Source organism: Arthrobacter globiformis, assembly GCF_030818015.1.
GTDB classification, from domain to species: domain Bacteria; phylum Actinomycetota; class Actinomycetes; order Actinomycetales; family Micrococcaceae; genus Arthrobacter; species Arthrobacter globiformis_C.
Window position 1 is genome coordinate 910,028 of the sequence record NZ_JAUSZX010000001.1, and the last position, 20,242, is coordinate 930,269.

General features: G+C 66.5%; 19 protein-coding genes and 1 pseudogene. 7 read left to right on the forward strand and 13 right to left on the reverse strand.

Annotated features, from left to right (window positions below; genetic code table 11):
- Positions 1-58 precede the first annotated feature (58 nt).
- Positions 59-358 (forward strand): type II toxin-antitoxin system VapB family antitoxin, encoded by a 300-nt coding sequence (locus QFZ23_RS04290; RefSeq protein ID WP_043417724.1) that lies wholly within the window; start codon positions 59-61, stop codon positions 356-358.
- Positions 351-1,025: a LytR C-terminal domain-containing protein gene (locus QFZ23_RS04295; protein WP_306920710.1), complete on the forward strand. Its 675-nt coding sequence runs from the start codon at positions 351-353 to the stop codon at positions 1,023-1,025. Before QFZ23_RS04290 ends, QFZ23_RS04295 begins: the two co-directional genes overlap by 8 nt.
- A 19-nt stretch (positions 1,026-1,044) precedes the next feature.
- Here the strand turns inward: QFZ23_RS04295 and QFZ23_RS04300 are convergent, their stop codons facing one another.
- Positions 1,045-1,695, reverse strand: a complete 651-nt coding sequence (locus tag QFZ23_RS04300) for a TetR/AcrR family transcriptional regulator (RefSeq protein WP_306920713.1) — start codon at positions 1,693-1,695, stop codon at positions 1,045-1,047.
- A 69-nt stretch (positions 1,696-1,764) separates the two neighbouring features.
- The gene (locus QFZ23_RS04305; RefSeq protein WP_306920715.1) at positions 1,765-2,484 is read right to left on the reverse strand and encodes a DsbA family oxidoreductase; all 720 of its coding nucleotides are present in this window, start codon (positions 2,482-2,484) and stop codon (positions 1,765-1,767) included.
- Between the two features lie 180 nt (positions 2,485-2,664).
- Here QFZ23_RS04305 and QFZ23_RS04310 point away from each other — a divergent pair, with 180 nt between their 5' ends.
- Positions 2,665-3,705 (forward strand): glycosyltransferase family 4 protein, encoded by a 1,041-nt coding sequence (locus QFZ23_RS04310; RefSeq protein WP_306920717.1) that lies wholly within the window; start codon positions 2,665-2,667, stop codon positions 3,703-3,705.
- A 99-nt stretch (positions 3,706-3,804) separates the two neighbouring features.
- Here the strand turns inward: QFZ23_RS04310 and QFZ23_RS04315 are convergent, their stop codons facing one another.
- The 11 genes from QFZ23_RS04315 to QFZ23_RS04365 all read right to left on the reverse strand — a co-directional run bounded on the left by QFZ23_RS04315 (position 3,805) and on the right by QFZ23_RS04365 (position 15,503).
- Complete coding sequence (locus QFZ23_RS04315; protein ID WP_306920720.1) at positions 3,805-4,827, reverse strand: Gfo/Idh/MocA family protein; 1,023 nt, start codon at positions 4,825-4,827, stop codon at positions 3,805-3,807.
- Between the two features lies 1 nt (position 4,828).
- Positions 4,829-6,106: a family 16 glycoside hydrolase gene (locus QFZ23_RS04320; protein WP_306920721.1), complete on the reverse strand. Its 1,278-nt coding sequence runs from the start codon at positions 6,104-6,106 to the stop codon at positions 4,829-4,831.
- Between the two features lie 28 nt (positions 6,107-6,134).
- Positions 6,135-7,136, reverse strand: coding sequence for a sugar phosphate isomerase/epimerase family protein (locus QFZ23_RS04325; RefSeq protein ID WP_306920723.1), 1,002 nt, complete (start codon positions 7,134-7,136; stop codon positions 6,135-6,137).
- A gap of 1 nt (position 7,137) precedes the next feature.
- Complete coding sequence (locus QFZ23_RS04330) at positions 7,138-8,346, reverse strand: Gfo/Idh/MocA family protein (protein WP_306920725.1); 1,209 nt, start codon at positions 8,344-8,346, stop codon at positions 7,138-7,140.
- 8 nt (positions 8,347-8,354) lie between these two features.
- Positions 8,355-9,482 carry a Gfo/Idh/MocA family protein gene (locus QFZ23_RS04335; protein ID WP_306920727.1) on the reverse strand — a complete coding sequence of 376 codons (1,128 nt, stop codon included), beginning with the start codon at positions 9,480-9,482 and terminating at the stop codon, positions 8,355-8,357.
- Positions 9,479-10,231, reverse strand: a complete 753-nt coding sequence (locus tag QFZ23_RS04340) for a sugar phosphate isomerase/epimerase family protein (RefSeq protein ID WP_306920728.1) — start codon at positions 10,229-10,231, stop codon at positions 9,479-9,481. The genes QFZ23_RS04335 and QFZ23_RS04340 overlap by 4 nt, the downstream gene beginning before the upstream one ends.
- Positions 10,232-10,289: 58 nt before the next feature.
- On the reverse strand, positions 10,290-11,183 hold the full coding sequence (locus QFZ23_RS04345) for a carbohydrate ABC transporter permease (RefSeq protein ID WP_306920730.1): 894 nt from the start codon (positions 11,181-11,183) through the stop codon (positions 10,290-10,292).
- A complete protein-coding gene (locus tag QFZ23_RS04350; RefSeq protein ID WP_306920732.1) occupies positions 11,183-12,157 on the reverse strand; it encodes a carbohydrate ABC transporter permease in 975 nt (324 codons plus the stop codon). The genes QFZ23_RS04345 and QFZ23_RS04350 overlap by 1 nt, the downstream gene beginning before the upstream one ends.
- A 10-nt stretch (positions 12,158-12,167) precedes the next feature.
- The gene (locus QFZ23_RS04355) at positions 12,168-13,496 is read right to left on the reverse strand and encodes an ABC transporter substrate-binding protein (RefSeq protein WP_306920734.1); all 1,329 of its coding nucleotides are present in this window, start codon (positions 13,494-13,496) and stop codon (positions 12,168-12,170) included.
- Between the two features lie 94 nt (positions 13,497-13,590).
- A complete protein-coding gene (locus tag QFZ23_RS04360) occupies positions 13,591-14,421 on the reverse strand; it encodes a hypothetical protein (protein WP_306920736.1) in 831 nt (276 codons plus the stop codon).
- Positions 14,418-15,503 carry a Gfo/Idh/MocA family protein gene (locus QFZ23_RS04365; protein WP_306920738.1) on the reverse strand — a complete coding sequence of 362 codons (1,086 nt, stop codon included), beginning with the start codon at positions 15,501-15,503 and terminating at the stop codon, positions 14,418-14,420. The genes QFZ23_RS04360 and QFZ23_RS04365 overlap by 4 nt, the downstream gene beginning before the upstream one ends.
- 175 nt (positions 15,504-15,678) lie before the next feature.
- Here QFZ23_RS04365 and QFZ23_RS04370 point away from each other — a divergent pair.
- The 4 genes and pseudogenes from QFZ23_RS04370 (at position 15,679) to QFZ23_RS04385 (ending at position 20,212) form a co-directional block, all read left to right on the forward strand.
- Positions 15,679-16,903 (forward strand): annotated as a pseudogene (locus QFZ23_RS04370) (ROK family transcriptional regulator).
- A 106-nt stretch (positions 16,904-17,009) separates the two neighbouring features.
- Positions 17,010-18,104, forward strand: coding sequence for a Gfo/Idh/MocA family protein (locus tag QFZ23_RS04375; protein ID WP_306920741.1), 1,095 nt, complete (start codon positions 17,010-17,012; stop codon positions 18,102-18,104).
- A 1-nt stretch (position 18,105) separates the two neighbouring features.
- Positions 18,106-18,855 carry a ThuA domain-containing protein gene (locus QFZ23_RS04380; RefSeq protein WP_306920743.1) on the forward strand — a complete coding sequence of 250 codons (750 nt, stop codon included), beginning with the start codon at positions 18,106-18,108 and terminating at the stop codon, positions 18,853-18,855.
- 163 nt (positions 18,856-19,018) lie between these two features.
- A complete protein-coding gene (locus QFZ23_RS04385) occupies positions 19,019-20,212 on the forward strand; it encodes an MFS transporter (protein ID WP_306920745.1) in 1,194 nt (397 codons plus the stop codon).
- The last annotated feature ends 30 nt before the right edge of the window (positions 20,213-20,242 follow it).

The window sequence follows — 20,242 nt, forward strand, 5'->3', positions numbered from 1 at the left end:
TCCCGCGGCGCGCTGATTCCACATTCCCTAGAACCCGCCAGTTGCTTACGCTTGCAGGGTGATATTCAAAGCTGTGGGCGAGGGACGCCCTTACCCCGACCATGGTTTCAGTACCCCCAAAGACTGGGCGGCGCTTCCGCCCCGTCCCGTGCGGCTGGATGAACTTGTGACCACCAAGCGGACCCTGGACCTTGAAGCGCTCCTTGCCGAGGACTCCACTTTCTTTGGCGACCTCTTTCCCCACGTGGTGCAGTACCAGGGCACTCTCTATCTGGAGGATGGCCTGCACCGGGCGGTAAGGACAGCACTCCACCAGCGCACCGCCATACATGCAAGGGTGCTTGTGATCGATGGCTAGAAAACCCAAAGACCTGACCGTTCTCCACGGTCACCGCGTCATAACCGGCCCGGAGCTCAGGGCCACGTTCGTCGAAGACGACGAACACGGGGAGAACCCCGGCCGGCTGCGCCGCCGGATCCTGCACGGTGTGGTGCTCGTGCTGCTGCTGGGCCTCATTGTCGCAGGAGTCATGGGGGCGATGGGGGTGATGAGCGGGCAGATCAAGTTTCCGTCCGCCATCCAGGCCCAGGAGAACTCCTCCGTCTGCCCCGCCACAACCTTCGACTACACGCCGCCCGCCAAGGTGAAGGTGAACGTCCTCAACGCCACGAGCCGCAACGGCCTGGCCAAGGCGGCAGCTAATGAGTTCAAGGTCCGGAAGTTTGTTGTTGGCAACGTGGCCAACACGCAGACCGGATACCGCGGCGTGGCGGCGGTCGTCTCCGGTGCTGCCGGACAGTCGGCGGCCTTCACCGTCCAGCGGAATCTGCCGGGCTCCGATTACTTCCAGGACGGGCGCAAGGACGCCAGCGTGGACGTGATCCTGGCCAGCGACTACCGCGGCCTAATCAAGCCGCAGCTTGTTGACCAGACGCCGGGCCAGCTCAGCTGCCCGCGTGAGAGCCGGCGCGTCGCCGACGACTCGCAGTGGCCTGTCATGCCCACCCAGGGCGCCAAGCCCTGAGGACTCGGCCGGCTGACCCTTAGCCGGCCGCAGCGGCCGGCGGCTGCAGGAGCAAGGGGCGGCCGCCGTCGTCGAACCTTGCCCCGGCGCCCAACTGGATGAAGCGGACTGTCCGGGAAATTCTTTCCTCCAGGTCTTCGGTGGCGTCGCCGCCGCGGGCGGCGCTCGAGGAGAGGGTGCCGTGGATCAGCTGCGCCTGCTGCAGGGGATCGGCCACCGGGAAGTAGCCCTGGTCCATGCCGTCGCGAAGAATGTCCTGCAGCATGTCGTTGAGCCCGCCCACGTGGTCCGCCAGCTTGGCGAACGATGCCGGCGAGAGGACTGAGCCCATGGCCGGACCCGGGGGCAGATGGCGGCGGCTGAGATCCTCCACCTGGGCACGCACGTACAGGGCCAGCTGGTCCACCGGATTGTCCAGCCGGGACAGCGACTCGCGCAGTCCCGTCATGAACCGTTCCGTCTCCACGAGCGCGTAGGCGATCAGGAGCTCTTCGATGTCGGCGTAGTAGTTGTAGACAGCCGTACGGCCAATCCCTGCGTGCCGGGCGACGTCCGTCATGGTGAGCCCGGGCAGGCCGTGGGAGAAGAGGAGCTCACCGAAGGCGTTCAGGATGCGGCGCTGGGTCTCGGCGCGTTGGGCAGCGTTGCTGGGGGCCGAGATCCGTGGCATAGGGACACTTTACCGCGATCTGTCACCAAACCTCCGGTCCGGGTTTTTGTACACTCAGCTGTCCAAAACTCAGACGGGGCAGCCGTCCGGGCCGCACGCCTCGGCACCTGGTTTGTCGTTGGCGTCGGCCTGGTTGCCGACCATAACCAGCGGGTGCGACTCCTGCCAGGCCTGCTCGAGGGCCATGGTGAAGCTCGCCGCAGGCTGGGCTCCGGACAGCCCGTACTTGCGGTCGACCACGAAGAACGGAACGCCGCTGATGCCCAGGGCGCGGGCTTCAGCGAAGTCGCGGCGGACGTCGTCGGCGTACTTGTCGGTGCTGAACAGCTCGGCAACGTCGTCTGCCTCGAGCCCAAGGTCCGCGCCAAGCGACGCGAGGTAGTCGGGGCTGCCGATGTCCTTGCCGTGCTCGAAGTGGTCGCTGAGCAGCCGCTCCTTGGCCGCATCCTGCCTGCCGTGCGCGGCAGCCAGATGGATCAGCCTGTGGGCCGTAAAGCTGTTGGCAACCACGACGGCGTCAAACCGGTAGTTGAGGCCCTCACCTTTGGCCTGGGCTGCTACATGGTCGAACATCTGCGTGACCTGGGCGGGAGCGAGGCCCTTGCGCGTGCTGAGGTAGTCCAGTTCAGTGCCGTCGTAGTGTTCGGGCAGGGTCGGGTCCAGCTGGTAGCTGCGCCACTGCACCTCCACCTGGTCGCGGTGCGGGAACTCGGCGAGGGCGGCCTCGAACCGGCGCTTGCCGATGTAGCACCAGGGGCATGCGACGTCTGACCAGATCTCAATCTTCATGCCTACGACAACTCCCGGGCCCTCCCGGGCATTCCTGCGCCGACAGTTGCTTTGGTCACGCCGGCTGAACAGTGTTGTCTGGGAGAGCCGGGCTTCCCGCAGCCCTTGTCTGGCGGCAGGCCCGGCCATATTGTTTGGACTAACTCCCGGCGGTCAGGCCGTACACACGTGGGAGGCAAAATGCGCATTGGACTGATATCGGCACCGTGGATCCCGGTTCCGCCATCCGGGTACGGCGGCACCGAACGGGTGGTGGACAGCCTTGCGCGCGGGTTCGCCGCGGCCGGGCATGACGTCCTGCTGGCAGCCCCGTCCGACAGCACCTGTCCCGTTCCCCTGGCTCCACGGATGCGTCCCTCGGAACCGGCGGACATGGGTTTCGCATTGTCGGAGCTGAGCCACATCATCAGGGCCTACGACGGCATGGCAGGCGTGGACATCATCCACGACCACACCATGAGCGGTCCGCTGTATGCCCAGCGGCCGGCCGGTGTCCCGGTGGTCACCACCATCCACATCCGCCTGGCCCCGCAGGCCGTGGACCTGTACAGCGCAATCGGAAAGACCACCGGCATCATTGCCATCTCCCATGACCAGGTCAGCCGGTCGCCGGAAGTCCCGGTGGCGAAGGTGATCCACCATGGCATGGATGTGGCGTCCGTTCCGGTGGGCCAGGGGAACGGCGGTTATCTCTGTTTTGTCGGACGGATGTCCCCGGACAAAGGCATCCTCGAAGCAATCCACATCGCACGTGCCGCCGTAATCCCTCTGCGTATCAGCGCCCGGATCCAGGGCCCTGAGGAGCAGGGCTATTTCGACGAGGTCGTCAAGCCGGCGCTGGGACCCGACGTGGAGTTCACGGGGCCGCTGTCCGACGCTGGGAAATACGAACTGGTGGGCGGCGCGCTCGCGTTCCTGAATCCGATCCAGTGGCCGGAGCCATTCGGCCTCGTGATGATTGAGGCGCTGGCCACCGGAACGCCCGTTGTGGGGACCCCTGCCGGTGCTGCTCCGGAAATAGTGGAGCATGGCGTCACGGGTTACCTGGGCAGCGTCGACCAGCTGGCAGGATTCGCCGCCCAAGCCGCAGGCCTCAGTCGTGAGGCCTGCCGCGCCTCGGTGGAGCAGCGCTTCAGCTCGGCCCGCATGGTGGCGGACCACTTGGCGCTCTATGAACAGATTGTGGGCGGACACACCGGGGAGCGCCGCCACGGCACTTAGCCTGCGGCCGTCTGCAGGAACGCATCGTGGTGGTCGAATCCGGGGAAGACGAGTTCTTCCTCGTGCAGCTGCAGTTCGGTGATCCGGGACTGGACAGTTTCAGTCATTGGGGTTCCCGTCGGCGTCGTACTTGAGGCCGATCTGGCGGCGGATCTCGTCCATCGCGGCCATGACTGCCACGCTCTCACCCGGGGGAAGAACCGTACCCGCGGTGCGGCCGGCCCGGATAAGGCCTTCCATCTCGGCTGCCTGGTACTGCATCCCCCTGCTGGTCACCGGCTGGTCGAAGCTCTCCAGGACCTTGCCCGCATTGTCGAACCGGGTGAAGGGCGTCGGGTTGTACCAGGTGGGTTCGATGTCGATCCACCCCTCCGTCCCGATGATGGCGGCGCGGTTGTTTGAAGCGGTGTCCAGGGCGCAGTCCACGATTGCCTGCTGTCCGTCCGGGTACTCGAAGATCGCTGCCGTCTGCCGGTCCACGCCCGTGGCCGTCATGGAGGCGCTGGCCCGGATGGTGTCCGGTGTGCCGAGGACGTCAAAGACAAAGGACACGGGGTAGACGCCGAGGTCCAGCAGGGCACCGCCGCCCAGGGCAGGATCGTTGAGCCGGTGCGCGGGATCCTTGGGAAGGTTCTGGTTGTGGCTGGCCGTGACCTTCCGGATCTGCCCGAGTGAGCCCTCAGCGACGATCTCGCGGAGGCGGGCCATATGGGGGAGGAAGCGGCTCCACATGGCCTCCAGTGCCACGAGCCCCTTGGCCTCAGCCAGCGCAAAGATTTCCTGCGCTTCCCGGGCGTTGATGGTGAACGGCTTCTCCACCAGCACGTGCTTTCCGGCGTTCAGGGCGAGCAGCGCGTGGGCATGATGGTACGTGTGCGGTGAGGCAATGTAAACGACGTCGACGTCCGGGTCCGCGACGAATGCTTCGTAGCTTGCATGTGCGGTGGGAATGTCGAACTTTTCACTGAAGGCCCTGCTCGATGCGGCGTTGCGGGAACCGACGGCCTGCACCGTGAAGCCGTTCTCGGCCAGGTCCTGCGTTTGCAGGCCCGCGATGAATCCCGTGCCGAGGATTCCCCAGCGGATGTGGCCGTCGGAGGTGCCATTGGGGTGGTTGGTCACGTTAGTCCTTTATCGAATCGGCGGTGGCGAGGGGGTACGCGACGTACGCGAACCGGGTGGAATCGGGCGCCCAGCCGTTGACGTTGAGCGTCCCCTGGCCTCCGAAGAGGGCCCAGCTCTGCAGCGGCGCGGCCCAGTCATCGGTTGAGACAAGTACGACGTCGACCGGCAGGTCCGCTGGGTGGCCCACCGTGCCGCTGGGGAAACGGATGTAGCTGGCCAGACGGCCGTCGGGCGAGAGATGGGGGAACCAGTCGACGGTGTCGCTCTTGAGGAGTTGCTCGGCGCCGCTGTCGCCGGTGGCGTTGGATGAGCTGCGGCCGACGGCACGCACGCGCGCCAGCTGGGCATGGCCGGGCTTGCTGGTGAACGCCTCGGTATTGAAATGCAGCCATTCGCCGTCCGGTGAGTATTCGGGCCCGTCGCAGTGGCCGTTGACGCTGATGGGTGTGGATGCGCCGCCGCCGGCAGGAATGGTCCGGAGCCGGCCCGGCTGGGTGAATTCGCCGGATTCGATGCCGACGTAGGCCAGTTCCTGGCCGTCCGGGCTGACGCCGTGCAGGAAGTGGAACGAGCCGTCGTCCTTGGTGATGCGTGCGGCCTGTCCGCCAGCCAGGGCCGCGCGGTAGATGTGGCCGTCGTTGGCCGAAAGGAAGATGTGCTCGCCGTCAGGGTCCAGGACGTGGTCGTTGTTGAGGTCGGGGATCCCGGTAAGCGGGACCTGGCGGATGCTCCGGCCGGCAACGTCGAACGTCCACAGCTTCCCGTCGCCGTTGAAGACCAGTGCCCCGCCGTCGAGCGTCCAGTTGGGCGCCTCCAGGAGCACGTCCTCGGTGGCGAAAACCAGGTCGCGCTCGCCGGTAACGGAGGCAATCCAGACCTCACACCGCTGTCCGGCCCGAAGTGTGCGGATCATTGCGCGTGCCTCTCGGATTCGGGGTTCAGTTCCCTGATGCGGATGTTCCGCCACCGGCATTGTGCCCTTTCCCCACCGGGCTTCGCCGGACATGGCATCGTTGTCGTGGACCTCGAGGGCGATGTGCCCCCGGTCGCCGAGCACTCGAAAGATGGCCTCGGGATCATAGTTGGGGGATTCGAGCGTGGCAGTGTCCAGCTCTGCGACCTTGAGGCCGTTGACCCAGGTGGTGATCACAGGCATCGGCCCGACGCAGCGGATCCGCAGTTCGTTCCAGTCGTCCCAGCGCCAGACGTCCAGGAAATCCCCGACGGCGGCGGCATGGGTCAGGCGGGACCGCTTTTCTTCCGTGACCGGTTCCATAGGTGCAATTCCTTTGGCGGTTTCCGGGTCAGTCTTTGGTGCTGAAGGCGGCGTCGAAGCTGGTCTGCGACGCGGGGAAGTCGAACTTCTTGAGCGCGGCGAGGGCTTCGGGGGCGCCGTGCAGGCGGTCCATGCCGGCGTCTTCCCATTCCACCGAGATGGGTCCGGTGTAGCCGATGGCGGTGAGCGCGCGGAAGGACGATTCCCAGGGGACGTCGCCGCGTCCGGCGGAGACGAAGTCCCAGCCGCGGCGGGGGTCGCCCCAGGGCAGGTGGGAGCCGAGGACGGTGTTCCGGCCGGTGGGGCGCAGCTTGGTGTCCTTGCAGTCCACGTGGTAGATCCGGTCCTTGAAGTCCCAAATGAAGGAGACGGGGTCGATGCCCTGCCACATGAAGTGGGAGGGGTCCCAGTTCAGCCCGAACGCTTCGCGGTGGCCGATCGCTTCGAGGGTGCGGACGGTGGTCCAGTAGTCGTAGGCGATCTCGCTCGGGTGGACTTCGTGGGCGAAGCGGACGCCGCATTCGTCGAAGACGTCCAGGATGGGGTTCCAGCGGTCGGCGAAGTCCTGGTAGCCGGCGTCGATGACCTTTTCCGGGACGGGCGGGAACATCGCGACGTACTGCCAGATGGAGGAGCCGGTGAAGCCGACGACGGTGTCCACGCCGAGGGCTCTGGCGAGGCGGGCGGTGTGTTTCATTTCCTCGGCCGCGCGCTGCCGGACGCCTTCGGGGTCGCCGTCGCCCCAGACCTTGGACCCGACGATCGCTTCGTGGCGGAAGTCGATCGGGTCATCGCAGACGGCCTGGCCCTTGAGGTGGTTGGAGATCGCCCAGACCTTGAGGTTGTACTTTTCCAGGACGGCGAGTTTGGACTCGACGTAGCCGGGTTCGTCCCAGCGCCAGGCGTCCAGGTGGTCGCCGGAGACGGCGATTTCGAGGCCGTCATAGCCCCAGCCGGAGGCGAGCCTGGCGACTTCCTCGAAGGGCAGGTCGGCCCACTGGCCGGTGAACAGGGTGTACGGGCGGGGCATATCAGGCTCCTTCGGTTGGTGTGGCGGCTGCGGCGCCGGTGGGCTGGACGAGTTGGATGGAAGCGCTTTTCGCTGCCGCTGACTCCTCGACGGCGGCGAGCACGCGCTGGACGGCGAGGCCCTCCTCGAACGACGGCGACGGCGCGTCACCCGTGCCGATCGCGGACAGGAAGTCACGGATCTCGTGCGTGAAGGTGTGTTCCCAGCCGATGATGTGCCCCTGCGGCCACCAGGCATCCAGGTAGGGGTGGTCGGGTTCGTTGACCAGGATCCGGCGGAAGCCCTGCTCCCGCACCGGGACGGTGGCGTCCAGGAAGCCGAGCTCGTTCAGGTTCTCCAGGTCGAAGAGAATGGTGCCCCTCTCACCGTAGATCTCCAGCTTCAGGGAGTTCTTCTGCCCGGTGGCCACCCGGGAGACCTCGACTGACGCGATCGCCCCGGAGGCGAGGGACAGCGTGGCCCAGGCGGCGTCGTCGACCGTCACGTCCTCCGGCCCGTGCTGTCCGGGCCGGACCCTGGTGAAGGTGTGGAGCCGGCCGGAGACCTCGGTGACGGAGTCTCCGAGGAGGAACAGGACCTGGTCGATCGCGTGGGAGGCGATGTCCCCGAGGGCGCCGGACCCGGCGGTTTCCTTGTTCAGCCGCCAGGTCATTGGTGATTCCGCGTCCGCGAGCCAGTCCTGCAGGTACGCGGCACGCACATGCCGCACGGTGCCGAGGCGGCCCTCCGCGATCAGTTCGCGGGCCAGTGCCAGGGCGGGCACGCGGCGGTAGTTGAATCCGACCATCGACTGCACGCCGTTGACCCGGGCCGCCCGCGCCGCCTCGGTCATGGCCTCGGCTTCGGCGAGGGTGTTGGCCAATGGCTTCTCCACGAGCACGTGCTTCCCGGCTTCGAGGGCGGCGATGGCGATCTCGGCGTGCATCCAGCCCGGGGCGCAGATATCGACGATATCGATGTCGTCCCGTTCCAGGACTGAACGCCAGTCCGTCGCGGACTCGGACCAGCCATACTTGGCCGCGGCCGCGGTGACCTGCCCGGCGTCCCGCCCCACGAGCACTTTCTGCTCGAAGGCCGGGACGTCGAAGAAGCTGGCGACGTTCCGCCACGCGTTCGAGTGGGCCTTGCCCATGAAGGCATAGCCGATCATCGCCACACCCAGAGGGCGGTTGGCTCCCGGCGGTGTGCCGGGGGATTCGTGGGAAGTCATTGGTATTCCTAGAGGGTGGGGGCGGTGGGGTTCCAGTCCTCGGGGAGGGCTGCGGACGCGGGGGCGGAGCTTTCGACGTCGACGAAAGTACCGGATTCCACGGATTCGGAGATCGAGACCATGGTGTCCAGGACGTGATAGGCGAGGTTGCCGGTGGCGCGGTGCGGAACTCCGGCGCGGATGGAGCGTGCCATGTCCAGCACGCCCATGCCGCGGCCGTTGGCCGGGCCGGTGGCGGGGATGACGGTCCAGTCCTCGTCGCCGGCGCGCCAGAGCTTGATGTCGCCGTCGAAAAAATTGGGGTCCGGGAGCGAGATGGTGGCTTCGGTGCCGGTGATCTCCACGAATCCCATCCGCAGGCGCGGTGACTCGAAGCTGAAGACGCTGTGCGAGGACTGGCCGCCCTCGAAATGGGCCATCGCGGAGACATGGGTGGGGACGTCAACGGTGAATTCCTCGCCGGCCCTGGGACCGGAGCCGATGATGCGGACTTCCTTGGCCTTTGATCCGACGGCGGCGACCTTCCGGACCGACCCGAACGTCTGGACCAGGGTGGTGAGGTAGTACGGGCCCATGTCGAACAGCGGCCCGGCACCGTACTGGAACAGGAAGGCCGGGTTTGGGTGCCAGGATTCCGGTCCAGGGGTCTGGAAGGTGGTCAGGGCGGTGAGCGGGGTGCCGATGTCGCCGCGTTCGATGAGTCGGCGTGCGGTCTGCAGGCCGGCGCCCAGGAACGTATCCGGCGCGGTGCCGAGGCGGATGCCCGCCGCGTCGGCCGTCTTCAGCAGCCCCAGCCCCGATTCGCGGTCCAGCGAGAAGGGCTTCTCGGTCCAGACATGCTTGCCGGCGTTGACGGCGGCGGTGGCCACCTCCACGTGCGCTGCCGGAATGGTCAGGTTGACGATGATTTCGACGTCGGGATGGTTCAGTGCGGCGTCCACGCCGCCCCACTCCGGAATGCCGTATTCCTTCGCCCGCGCCTCGGCAGCCTCCTCGAAGAGGTCGGCGATGACGTGGACCTTAAGGTCCGGGAAGACGGTCAGGTTGTCCAGGTACTGCTTGCTGATGTTGCCGGCGCCGATGACGCCGACGCCGACCGGCCCCCGGAGGGAAGACGGCGTGGATGCGCCGCTCATGCCTGTGCCCCTTCAGTGGCCTTTGCGGAGTTCAAGAAGGCAAGCGACTGGGTGATGCCGTCGAAGATGTCCCCGGAGTAGTCATCGAATTCCACGACGCCGACCTCAAGCGACTTTGCTGCGTTAATGACGTCCCACACCGGGATCCTGCCCTGGCCCGCCGGCTGCTGCGCCTTGGTGTCGGTGTTCAGCGGGCCGTCCTTGATGTGGATGAACTTCACCCGGTCGCCCAGTTTGGTCAGGATCTCCACCGGGTCCTTGCCGCCCACGGCAACCCAGTAGGTGTCCACCTCCAGGACCAGTTCGGGATCCAGCAGCCCTTCGAAGTACTCCAGAGCCGTCTTGCCCTCCATGGCGGACTCCAGTTCCCAGGCGTGGTTGTGGTAGCCGACGCGGATGCCGTATTCGACACCCTTTTTGGCGGCGGCGTTGAGCTTTGCCGCGGTCGCCTGGATGTCCTCGGCGTTCTGCCAGTGCTCGGCGGTGATGTACGGTTCGATCACCGTGCCGATGCCGAGCCCCTTGGCGGCAGAGAAGATTTCGTCCTGGTCCTGGCTGAGCAGCGGCGCGTGGCCGGACGGGGCGGTGAGGCCGTTCTCCTTCAGCGCGGCGCCGAGCTCATTGGCCGTGGCCACGAAGTTGTACGGCTCAACCTGCGTGAAGCCGATCTCCGCGACCTTCCGGATGGTACCGGGCAGGTCCTCCTGGATGGCGTTGCGCAGGGTGTACAGCTGGAGTGAGTAAGACATTTCGTTCCTTTGCGGGAGTTGGTTTGTTCTCGAAAAAGGGTTTGTGGTTCAGGACCGCCTAGCGGCCGGCGAGGGATCCGCCGATGCCGCCGACGCTGAAGTATTTGTTCAGGGTGGCGAAGACGATGATGGGCGGGAGCATCATGACGACGGCGAGGGCCATGACGCCGGACCAGTCGGTGTTGTTTTGCTGGAAGAAGGACTGGACGCCCATGGGGAGGGTGACGATTTCGTTGGAGCGGAGGAACACGATGGCGACGAGGTAGTCGTTCCAGGCGAGGAGGAAGGCGAAGATCGCGGTGGAGAGCACACCGGGCAGAGAGTTCCTCAAGACGACCTTGGTGAAGGAACCGAAGACGGAGCAGCCGTCGATCCAGGAGGCTTCCTCGAGGCTGATGGGGATGGAATCGAAGTAGGCGGCCATCATCCAGGTGGCCACGGTCATGGTGGAGCCGACGTAGATGATGGTCAGGCCCAGGAGGTTGTCCACGAGTCCCATGTTGGCGAAGAGGATGAACAGCGGCACCACGGAGGTGATGATGGGCAGGGACTGCATGACGAACAGCAGCAGGGAGTAGCCGGAGACGGCTTTGCTGCGTCCGCGGGAGAGGACGTAGCCGGCCGGGGCGGCGACGGCGACGGACACGACGACGGTGCAGAGGGTGGTGACCAGGCTGTTCTGCAGCCAGGTGCCGGCCAGGGTCTTCGAGAACACGTTGCTGATGTTCTCGAAGGTCAGTCCGGTGGCGGTGCTGTTGGGCCCGGGGGTGAAGGCGAGGAGCACGGTGACCATGATGGGCACCAGGACGACGGCGGTGATGGCGAGGATCGCGGTGAAGCGCCACCAGCGGCCGCGCATGCCGGCTTCGGAGAGGGCGCGGCGGGGCTTGCCGGCGGTGGTGACTCCGAGGGCAGGGCCGGTTTCGGGGTGGGCGTGGAGTACTGCGCTCATTATTCGACGCTCGACTTTCGGATCTGGCGGTAGAGGAGAACGGAGACGACCACGAGGGTGAGGGTCATGAGGAAGGCGATGGCGACACCGGGACCGGTGGCGAAGTCCTGGAAGACGGTGCGGTAGGCCAGGACGACGAGGGAGGTGGTGGCATCCACGGGCCCGCCGCCGGTGAGCAGGTAGATGGTGGGGAAGTCGTTGACGCAGAAGATCGTCATCAGGATCCAGCTGATGTAGGTGGAGCGGGCGATCAGCGGCAGGGTGATCTGGCTGAACTGTTGGAAGCGGGTGGCCCCGTCCATGCTGGCGGCCTCGTAGACGGTGGTGTCCACGGAGGCCAGGGCGGCGGAGATCATCATCATCATGAACGGGAAGCTAACCCAGACCTTGAAAACCATGACCATGAGGGCGGCCAGGGTGGGGTCGGCGAGGAAGAGCGGGGTGCCCAGGCCGAGGTTGCGGAACAGGGAAGGGATGAGGCTGTCCGGGGTGGCGACCAGCCAGTTCCACGCGGTGGAGGACACCACGATCGGCACCACCCAGGGCAGGAGCAGCAGGACCTTGAAGGTGCCGCCGGCGGGGATTTTGGTGCGCAGCAGCAGGGCCAGGCCCAGGCCGACCAGCCAGGAACCGAAGACGCCGACGATGGTGAACCACAGGGTGAACTGGGCTGCTTTCCAGAACGCGGGCGAGGACAGGACGGTGGCGAAGTTGTCGGCGCCGACGAAGTTGCCGGTTTGGATGAGGTTGCCGTCGTGGGTGGCCTGGACCCCGGCGTACACGAGGGGGTAGCCGTGGATGAGGACGAGCAGGACCACGGAGGGAATCAGGAGCCAGAAGAAGGTCCGGGTGGTTTGTGCCGAGAGTCTGCTCTTGCGGTTGGTGGTGCTGGGGGATCCGCCGCCTCCGGGCCCGCCGGGGGCAAGGCCCCGCCGGGCCCGGGCGAGGCCGGACTGTGTAGTGGTGGACGTCATGGCGGCAGGCCTACTTCTTGATGGTGGACCGGAGCCCGGACTCAAAGGCCTGCAGGGCGGACTTGGCGTCGGTCTTGCCCGTGAGGATGGTCTGCGTCAGCTGGTTCAGGGCCTGGCCGCCGTCGAGGACTGCCAGGTCGGCGCTGAGCGTGTTGCCCTGCGCCGCGAAGGTCTTTCCGATGGGCTGGTATTCCTTGACGATCTTGACGTTGTTCGGGTCCTGCTTGAACTCGGGCAGTTCGGTGATGGACTTGAACACCGGAAGCGCGTTCATCAGCTTCTGGCGCCACAGTTCCTTGATCTGGCCGAGGTAGTACACCAGGAACGCCTCGGAGGCCTCCTGCGAGGGGGTGTTGGTGTACATCATGATGTTGTTCGGGAAGATCAAGGCTGCCTTGTCCCCGTGGGGACCGGCGATGGGGCTGGCCACCACGATGTCGCCGGAGGTGTCGCCCACGCGCTCCGGAACACCCAGGGTCAGCATGCCGTACGCGGCCTTCTTGTCCTTCCACTGGGCGTTGAGGTTGTCCGTGGTGTAGCTGACCGCCGCCGGGTCGATGACGCCGTTGGAGACGAGCTCCAGCAGGAATTCGACGGCCTCGACGTTGCGGTCGTTCATGACGTCCAGCTGTCCGTCCGTGGTGAAGACACCGCCGCCGTTGTTGAGCATCATCATGATCATCAGGTGGTTGCCGATGTTGTTTCCGGCGCCCGAGCCGGTGGCGAAGCCCACGGCACCGATGTTCTTCATCGCCTTACCGGCCTCGAGGAGGGTTGCCCAGTCCTTGGGCACATCCACGCCGGCCTTTTCGAACAGGGACTTGCGGTACCAGAGCGGCCGGATGTCCAGCTGCCACGGAACCGCCACGTAGCCCTTGTCCGTCTTGAACGGCTCGAGGACACCCGGGAGGAAGTCATCGAACTGGCCGTTCTTCTTCAGTTCATCGACCACCTTGTCGGCGTACGCGATCTGTCCCTGCTGCTCGAACTGGAAGGCCTGGAAGCCGCCGCCGGTGGACACCGCCGGGCCGGTCTTGGACGCAACAGCCGAAGAGAACGTCTGGTAGAAGTTGTTCCACTGGATCAGCTGGTAGCTGGCCTTGCTGCTGTTGGCTCCGGAGAAGCCCTCAACGATCTTCTTGGCGGCGTCGTTGTAGGCGGGGGTGGCCCAGGGCATGTCCCAGAACTTGACTGTCCCGCCGGCTCCGCCTCCACCGCCCTGGGTTGCCGAACCGCCGCCGCACGCGGCCAGGAGGGGAGCGGACGCAGCAGCGGCAGCGAAGCCGAGGAATCCACGGCGGGAAAAAGCGGAAGATGCGATGGAGGGTTTAGCAGACACGGTGTTTCCTTTCAGGCCCGGGCTGCTCAATGCCCGGTCCCTTCTCGACGATGAGTGGATGGTGAAGGTGACGCTGGATTGCTGGGAAAACTGTCTAGCCTATGAGCTGGCTGAGGAGGGACGTGGCCGCGGTGAACTGCGCCAGATCGTTGGCGGTGTTGCCGGATGAGATGTGCGAGTGGACCCTTGACCAGCTGGTCCGGTGAGCCGATTCGTAGAGCGTGGGAAGCGTCGTCGCTCCCTCCGCGGTGACGGCGCGGACTTCCGCCGGCCACGCTGCTGCGGGGTCCGGGAGCACGACGTCGGCGCTCCCGGCGGACGTCAGGACAGAGACGCTGGCGGTGGCCGGCAACGCCGAGCTCATGATGCCCTGCAGCGCTGCAGGTGCTCCGTTGGGAAGGATGGCGGCCACTGTGTAGCCGTTGGGGCTGCGCTGGATCATTCGAAGGTTCCGCAGCTCAATTCCACATTGCACGATGACGGAGAGTTGTTCCGTCAGCAGCTGCAGGGGCTCGGTCCCCGGCGGTGCCACGGCAACCGAGTCCAGCAGCATGGCGTCTTGGACCGCGTCGGCAATAACGCCGTGAACCTTTTCGCCGGACCCGGCGATGGCCGGGTTCCCGGCCCAGCGCTGGTCCAGGACCACTGCCGACCCAGTCTCGGCTGCGGCAGCGGCCAGCAGCTCCACGTCCTCGGGTACCGGCGAGGAGACAACCACACCCCTGGCGCCGCTACGGATCGCGTCGGCCGCGCGCTGCGTCCAGCCGGCGTGGCCGGCGATGGCGATGACATCGGGCGAACTGGCCTGAGCGGGCCCTTCGGCCGGGGCCGGACCGAAGGACAGGGGGAGGGAAGCGGCGACGGCGGCCACGGACCCGGCTGCCTCGGCCTGCGGGTCCGCGTACAGGGACAGCTGCGCGGTCATGCGCTGACCTCCTCGGCTGCGGTGGCGCCGGCGTCCACGAGGCCGACTGCGCCGTCGGCGATGGACAGGGCGAACTCAAGGTCATGGATCAGCGTTTCGGCCGACGGTGGCTGAGCAGCACCGCTGGCCAGCTCGGCCAGTGTGCGCCATTCCCCTTCGTAGCCGTTGTGGCCGTAGGGGCCGAGGAACAGGGTCTGCCCCGCCTTCCGGAGCTGGGCGGTGGCCGACCCGGCGTGGACATACGAGGGGGTGAAGTTGATCTTCAGCGCAGCGTCGTCGCCGATGGCCTCGAACACCCATGCCGGTTCCCAGGTGGCGTTCATGGCGGCGCGCAGCTCGATGGCCACAGCCCCGGCGCGCAGCGAAATAACATAGCCGAACGGCTGCGCGATTTCGGCGTGCAGGACCTCCACGGACGCAAAGTCGGGGGCGAAACGGCGGACCAGGGGCAGATCGTGGATGGCCAGGCCCATCACGCCGCCCCGGAGCATGGCCTTGATGACCTCGGGGTCTGTGGCGTCCCGCTCCGGCATGGAAACCCGGCCCACGATCTCGGTGGCGAAGTCCTCAAAGCGCGGGTTGGGCGGAAGGACGATGGAGGAGCGGACGGTGTGGACCTGCTCCGGCAGATCCCCCCAGGCTGCTTCGGCTGCCAGCCAGCCCGGATCGAAGGTGTGCATCGCGCCGACGATGATGGGGACGCCGGTCTCGGCCGAGATGGCGGAGATGCCCGCTGCTTCCTCCCCGGTCATTGCGAACGGCTTCTCGCACAGCACCGCCTTCTTGCCCGCCCGGCAGCTGGCGATGACCTGGGCGGCATGGAACTGGTGCGGGCTGCAGATGGCAACGATGTCCACGTCCGGATCGGCCAGCAGTTCCTCCATGCTGGTGCTGAAGCGGGCGCCCACCCTGCCGGCAACGGATTCGGCCACGGCCGGATCCACGTCCATGATGTGCCGTACCTCGAGAATGTCGGTGAGTCTGGCAAGGGACGGAAGGTGGATTGCCTGGGTGACAGGCCCCGCGCCCAGGATGCCGACGCCAAGAGGCGCCCCTGGTAGGTGCTGGCTCGACAAGGTCATTACCTCTTTGTAATCGCCGGAAAAAGCTCTGCCCGCCGCGACCGGTATTCCACGGTGATGCGGCTCACAGCTCAACCTAGGTCCACTTTTGACGAGCGTCAAGCAAAAGTCAGAAAGTTATCGACATTCTTTGTGTCCTGTGACACTCAGAAGCATTCGTGCTATCACTGAAGCCATGAGTCCACGAACGGGTAATGGCCAGACTGCGGAGCCGGTTTCCGCCGACGGCACGGGCAGCCTGTCCCGCGCCGGCGACCTGTTTCAGCTGCTCCGCGACGGCAAGGCCCGAACCCGCGCCGAACTGGCGCTGACCACCGGGCTTGCCCGCTCAACGGTGGCTTCCCGCATCGATGCGCTGATTGCCTCAGGGCTGGTGGGCCCCGCCGGCGAGGCAACATCGAGCGGCGGCAGGCCGCCGTCGCGCTTTGCCTTCAAACCTGCCGCCCGGGCAGTGCTGGCCGTCGACGTCGGTGCCACCCACGTGATCATCGCGGTCACTGACCTGGGTGGAAACATCCTTAGTGAACGGCGTCTGGCCCAGGACGTGGCCGAGGGGCCGGAGGCAGTGCTGGGCCGGCTCGTGGCCGAGGCGACGTCGCTGCTCGTGGAGACGGGACGGACCACGCAGGATCTTGCCGGCGTCGGGATCGGCCTGCCGGGGCCCGTGGAGCACGCCACCGGCATGCCCGTGAAGCCGCCGATCATGCCGGGCTGGGACGGGTTCGACGTGGTCAGCCACGTCCAGCGCTCGTTCCCTGTCCCGGTGCTGGTGGACAACGACGTCAACATCATGGCCCTGGGCGAACGCACAGCCCACTGGCCCGAGCACGACAACTTCCTCTTCATCAAGGTGGCCACAGGCATCGGGGCCGGCATCATCAGCAACGGTGAACTGCAGCGCGGCGCCAACGGCACCGCCGGGGACCTGGGCCACGTCCGGGTGCCCCGGGGCGACGACGTCCTGTGCCGCGTGCGGCAACTACGGCTGCCTCGAGGCACTGGCGTCAGGTCCTGCCGTGGCACGGGCACTGGCGGCACAAGGAGTTGAGGCAGAGAGCGGGGCCGACGTCCTCCGCCTGGTGGCTGGGGGTAACCTGCAGGCCATTCAGGCCCTTCGCCAGGCCGGCCGGGACGTGGGCGATGTGCTTGCCACGGTGGTGAACCTCCTGAATCCCTCGGTCATTGTCGTGGGCGGAAGCCTCGGCCAGGCGGGCGAACACCTCATGGCGGGCGTGCGCGAAGTGGTCTATCGCAGGTCGCTCCCGCTCGCCACCACGCACCTGCGCATCGGCCTGTCCATGGCGGGCGGCCAGGCTGCCGTGCTGGGCGCGAGCCAGATGGTCACCCAGCACGTGCTGTCCCCGACGGTCATTGAAGCCACGCTGCAGGCCACGGGGTAGCCAGCGCACGCGGGCCGGTGGCCGCAGCCCAATGCCCGCAGGCCCATGGGTTTACGGACACAGGGAGACCAACTTTCACATCCAAGCGAAAACGGAGTCTTGAAAAGTGAGCAAGCAGAAGAACGCTCCCCTGAGGGTTGGCGTCATCGGGATCGGCTGGGCCGGCCAGCAGCACATCGGGGCCTACAAGAACATCGACGGCGTGGAGCTGGTTGCGGTCGCCGCGATGGAAGAGGACCTGCTTAAGAGCATCAAGGACGAGTACAGCGTCCCCCACACGTTTGCCCGTTGGGAGGACCTGATCGAACTCGACGGGCTCGACGCAGTCAGCGTGGCCGTGCCAACCTTCCTGCACGCCCCGATTGCCATCGCAGCGCTTGAACGCGGGCTGCACGTCCTGAGCGAAAAGCCCCTGGCACGCAACGGCGAGGAAGGCCTCCAGATGGTGGAAGCGGCGCGCAAAGCCGGCCGCGTGCTGGACGTGGCCTTTAACCACCGCCGCCGTGGTGACATCCAAAAGCTGAAAGGCATTATCGACGACGGCGAACTCGGCCGGCCGTACTACGCCAAGGCTTCGTGGCTCCGCCGGCAGGGGATCCCAATGCTGGGCAGCTGGTTCACCAACCCTGCCCTGGCAGGCGGCGGCCCGCTGGCCGACATCGGCGTCCACGTCCTGGACTATGCCCTGCACCTGCTGGGCGAACCCAGGGTCCTCTCCGTCTCGGCGTCGACGCATTCCGAGCTGGGCCCCCGCGGCCTGGGCGGCAACGCCCGCTACACCGCCATGAAGTCCTCCCACAAGTTTGAGGTGGAGGACTTCGCGTCGGCGTTCATCCGTCTTGAAGGCGGCCGCACGCTGATCCTCGAAGCCGGCTGGGCAGCCTACCGGGACGAGGAGGACCTGATGGACTTCACCGTTTACGGGACCGACGGCGGAGCGGAACTCCGCGCCGTCGGGGCCTCCAACGTCCCGGTCGCAGATGTCCGGATCTTCAAGGAAAAGGACGGCGAGAACGCCGACTACGTCGTGGTGGCGGAGCCGGGCCGGGCGCACCAGGCCGTGGTGGAGGACTTTGTGGACGCCGTCCGCGGCGGCGAAACCGTATGGGGAGCCCACGACGGCTCACTCGCCCTGACCCGGGCCCTGGTGCTCGACGCCTGCTACAAATCCGCCCTCGAACAGCGCGAAGTGAGGCTCTGACATGACCGAAAAACTCAACATCCTGGTATGGAACGAAGGCGTCCATGAGGCGAACAACCAGCCGGAAACCATGGCCGAGATGTACCCCAACGGCATTCACGGCGCCGTCGCGGACGGACTGAGGGCCTTCTACCCGGATTCCGGCATCTCCACGGCCACGCTGGCTGATCCGGAACACGGGCTGTCCGAAGAGACCCTTGCTGCCACGGACGTTCTCCTGTGGTGGGGGCACGTGGCCCATGGCGACGTCAGGGACGAGGTTGTGGACCGGGTGCAGCGGCACGTCCTGGGCGGCATGGGCCTGATCGTCCTGCACTCCGGGCACTTCGCCAAGATCTTCACCAGGCTGCTTGGCACCACGTGCTCGCTGAAATGGCGGAACGAGGGCGAGCGGGAACTCGTCTGGACGGTGAAGCCGTCGCATCCGATCGCCGCCGGCGTGGAAAGCCCCATCGTCATTCCGAAGCAGGAGATGTACGGCGAGCTCTTCGACATTCCCGAGCCCGACGACCTCATCTTCATCAGCTCCTTCGAAGGTGGCGAGGTGTTCCGCTCGGGCGTGACGTTTACGCGGGGGAGGGGCCGGATCTTCTACTTCAGCCCGGGCGACCAGGAGTACCCCGTGTACCACCAGCCGCAGATCCAGCAGGTAATCGCCAACGGCGTGGGATGGGTGGCGCAGCCGGGCCGGTTCCGCGAGGCACCGGGCGTCAGCAACGCCCCGCGGGAGTGGTTCCTGCAGGCTCCCTAAGAACCCCTCTAAGCGCGCACAGACACTTAAGGCCCCGCGGTCAAGCGCGAACGGACACTTCTGGCCCCGCGGGCGCCGTTTTTCCAACGTTTTAGGCCCCGCGTGATAGCAATGAGGAGATGAAACCCCTTTTCGGCTCCCGGCACCCTGCCCTCTGCGCCCCATGAGAGGCACCGTCGGAACCGCGGTTCCCCGCAGCTGGATCCTGCTCGCGTGCATCGGCCTCATTGCCCTCAACATGCGCGGCCCCTTCGTGGCCGTGGCCCCGGTGTTGGGCCCGATGCAGCAGGAGCTGGGATTCTCGCCCGTTGAGCTCGGCCTGCTGACCGGCATCCCGGTGCTGTGCTTCTCCCTCGCGGCGCCCCTTGCCTCACTCGCGGGGCGCCGGCTCGGCGCTGAAATGGCCATCACCCTCACGCTCGCGGGCGTCCTCGCCGGCGTGGCGGTCCGTTCGGCCGGCGGCGGGGCGATGGTGATGGCAGGTACGGTCATCCTCGGCCTGGCCATCACCGTGGGCAACATCGCGGTGCCGCTGATCATCCGGCGGGATTTCTCACCGCGGCGCCAGGGGACCGCCATGGGCATCTATACGGGTGCCCTGAACGTCGGCTCGTTTGCTACTTCCGTGGTCACGGCGCCGCTGGCCGAGCTGGCGGGCTGGCGGGCTGCCATTGCGGGCTCTGCGGCCTTCGCCATCGCGGCCCTCGGCTTCTGGATTTTCGCCTCCGGGCGCCGTGCCTTCATCCCCGCTGCGGACGACGGCTCCGGCGGCCCAAAGGCGGCCGGCCGCCCGGCGTCGCGATGGATCACGGTGGGTTTGACGGTCGGTTTCGCTGGCCAGGCCATCTCCTATTACGGCGTGACCGCCTGGCTGCCCTCCCTGCTGTCCGATGAACTCGGCATGACGTCGGCAGCCGCTGGGGCAGGCTCCTCCCTGTTCCAGATCATGGCCATCGCGGGCAGCCTGGGTGTGCCGCTTGCGGCCCGGTTCATGAGTACGACGGCGGTTGCGGTCACCTTGGGTGCCATGTGGCTGACCGTTCCGCTGGGGCTGCTGTTCGTTCCCCAGCTGTGGTGGCTGTGGTCCTCGCTCGGGGGAGTGGCGCAGGGCGGCGGCATCACACTCATCTTCATCGCCATCATTAAGCTCGCCCGGGACCAGGCGTCCGCGGGCCGGATGTCGGCGATCGTCCAGGGTGTGGGCTACGGCGTGGCGGCGCTGGCTCCGACTGTGGTGGGCTACGTCCACAGCACCTCGGGCACCTGGTCCACGCCCCTCCTGGTGATCCTCGGGTCCGTGCTGGCGTTCGTCATTTCAATAACGCTGTCCGTACGGCAGGTGCCCCGCCAGCGCTAGCCGCCGTCCCGCCGTCGTACATTCTCTTGA

Coding starts and splice junctions, on each gene's coding strand:
- QFZ23_RS04295 (WP_306920710.1), top strand. CDS start 351: ATGGCTAGAAAACCCAAAGACCTGACCGTTCTCCACGGTCACCGCGTC.
- QFZ23_RS04300 (WP_306920713.1), bottom strand. CDS start 1,695: ATGCCACGGATCTCGGCCCCCAGCAACGCTGCCCAACGCGCCGAGACC.
- QFZ23_RS04305 (WP_306920715.1), bottom strand. CDS start 2,484: ATGAAGATTGAGATCTGGTCAGACGTCGCATGCCCCTGGTGCTACATC.
- QFZ23_RS04310 (WP_306920717.1), top strand. CDS start 2,665: ATGCGCATTGGACTGATATCGGCACCGTGGATCCCGGTTCCGCCATCC.
- QFZ23_RS04320 (WP_306920721.1), bottom strand. CDS start 6,106: ATGGAACCGGTCACGGAAGAAAAGCGGTCCCGCCTGACCCATGCCGCC.
- QFZ23_RS04325 (WP_306920723.1), bottom strand. CDS start 7,136: ATGCCCCGCCCGTACACCCTGTTCACCGGCCAGTGGGCCGACCTGCCC.
- QFZ23_RS04330 (WP_306920725.1), bottom strand. CDS start 8,346: ATGACTTCCCACGAATCCCCCGGCACACCGCCGGGAGCCAACCGCCCT.
- QFZ23_RS04335 (WP_306920727.1), bottom strand. CDS start 9,482: ATGAGCGGCGCATCCACGCCGTCTTCCCTCCGGGGGCCGGTCGGCGTC.
- QFZ23_RS04340 (WP_306920728.1), bottom strand. CDS start 10,231: ATGTCTTACTCACTCCAGCTGTACACCCTGCGCAACGCCATCCAGGAG.
- QFZ23_RS04345 (WP_306920730.1), bottom strand. CDS start 11,183: ATGAGCGCAGTACTCCACGCCCACCCCGAAACCGGCCCTGCCCTCGGA.
- QFZ23_RS04350 (WP_306920732.1), bottom strand. CDS start 12,157: ATGACGTCCACCACTACACAGTCCGGCCTCGCCCGGGCCCGGCGGGGC.
- QFZ23_RS04360 (WP_306920736.1), bottom strand. CDS start 14,421: ATGACCGCGCAGCTGTCCCTGTACGCGGACCCGCAGGCCGAGGCAGCC.
- QFZ23_RS04365 (WP_306920738.1), bottom strand. CDS start 15,503: ATGACCTTGTCGAGCCAGCACCTACCAGGGGCGCCTCTTGGCGTCGGC.
- QFZ23_RS04380 (WP_306920743.1), top strand. CDS start 18,106: ATGACCGAAAAACTCAACATCCTGGTATGGAACGAAGGCGTCCATGAG.
- QFZ23_RS04385 (WP_306920745.1), top strand. CDS start 19,019: ATGAGAGGCACCGTCGGAACCGCGGTTCCCCGCAGCTGGATCCTGCTC.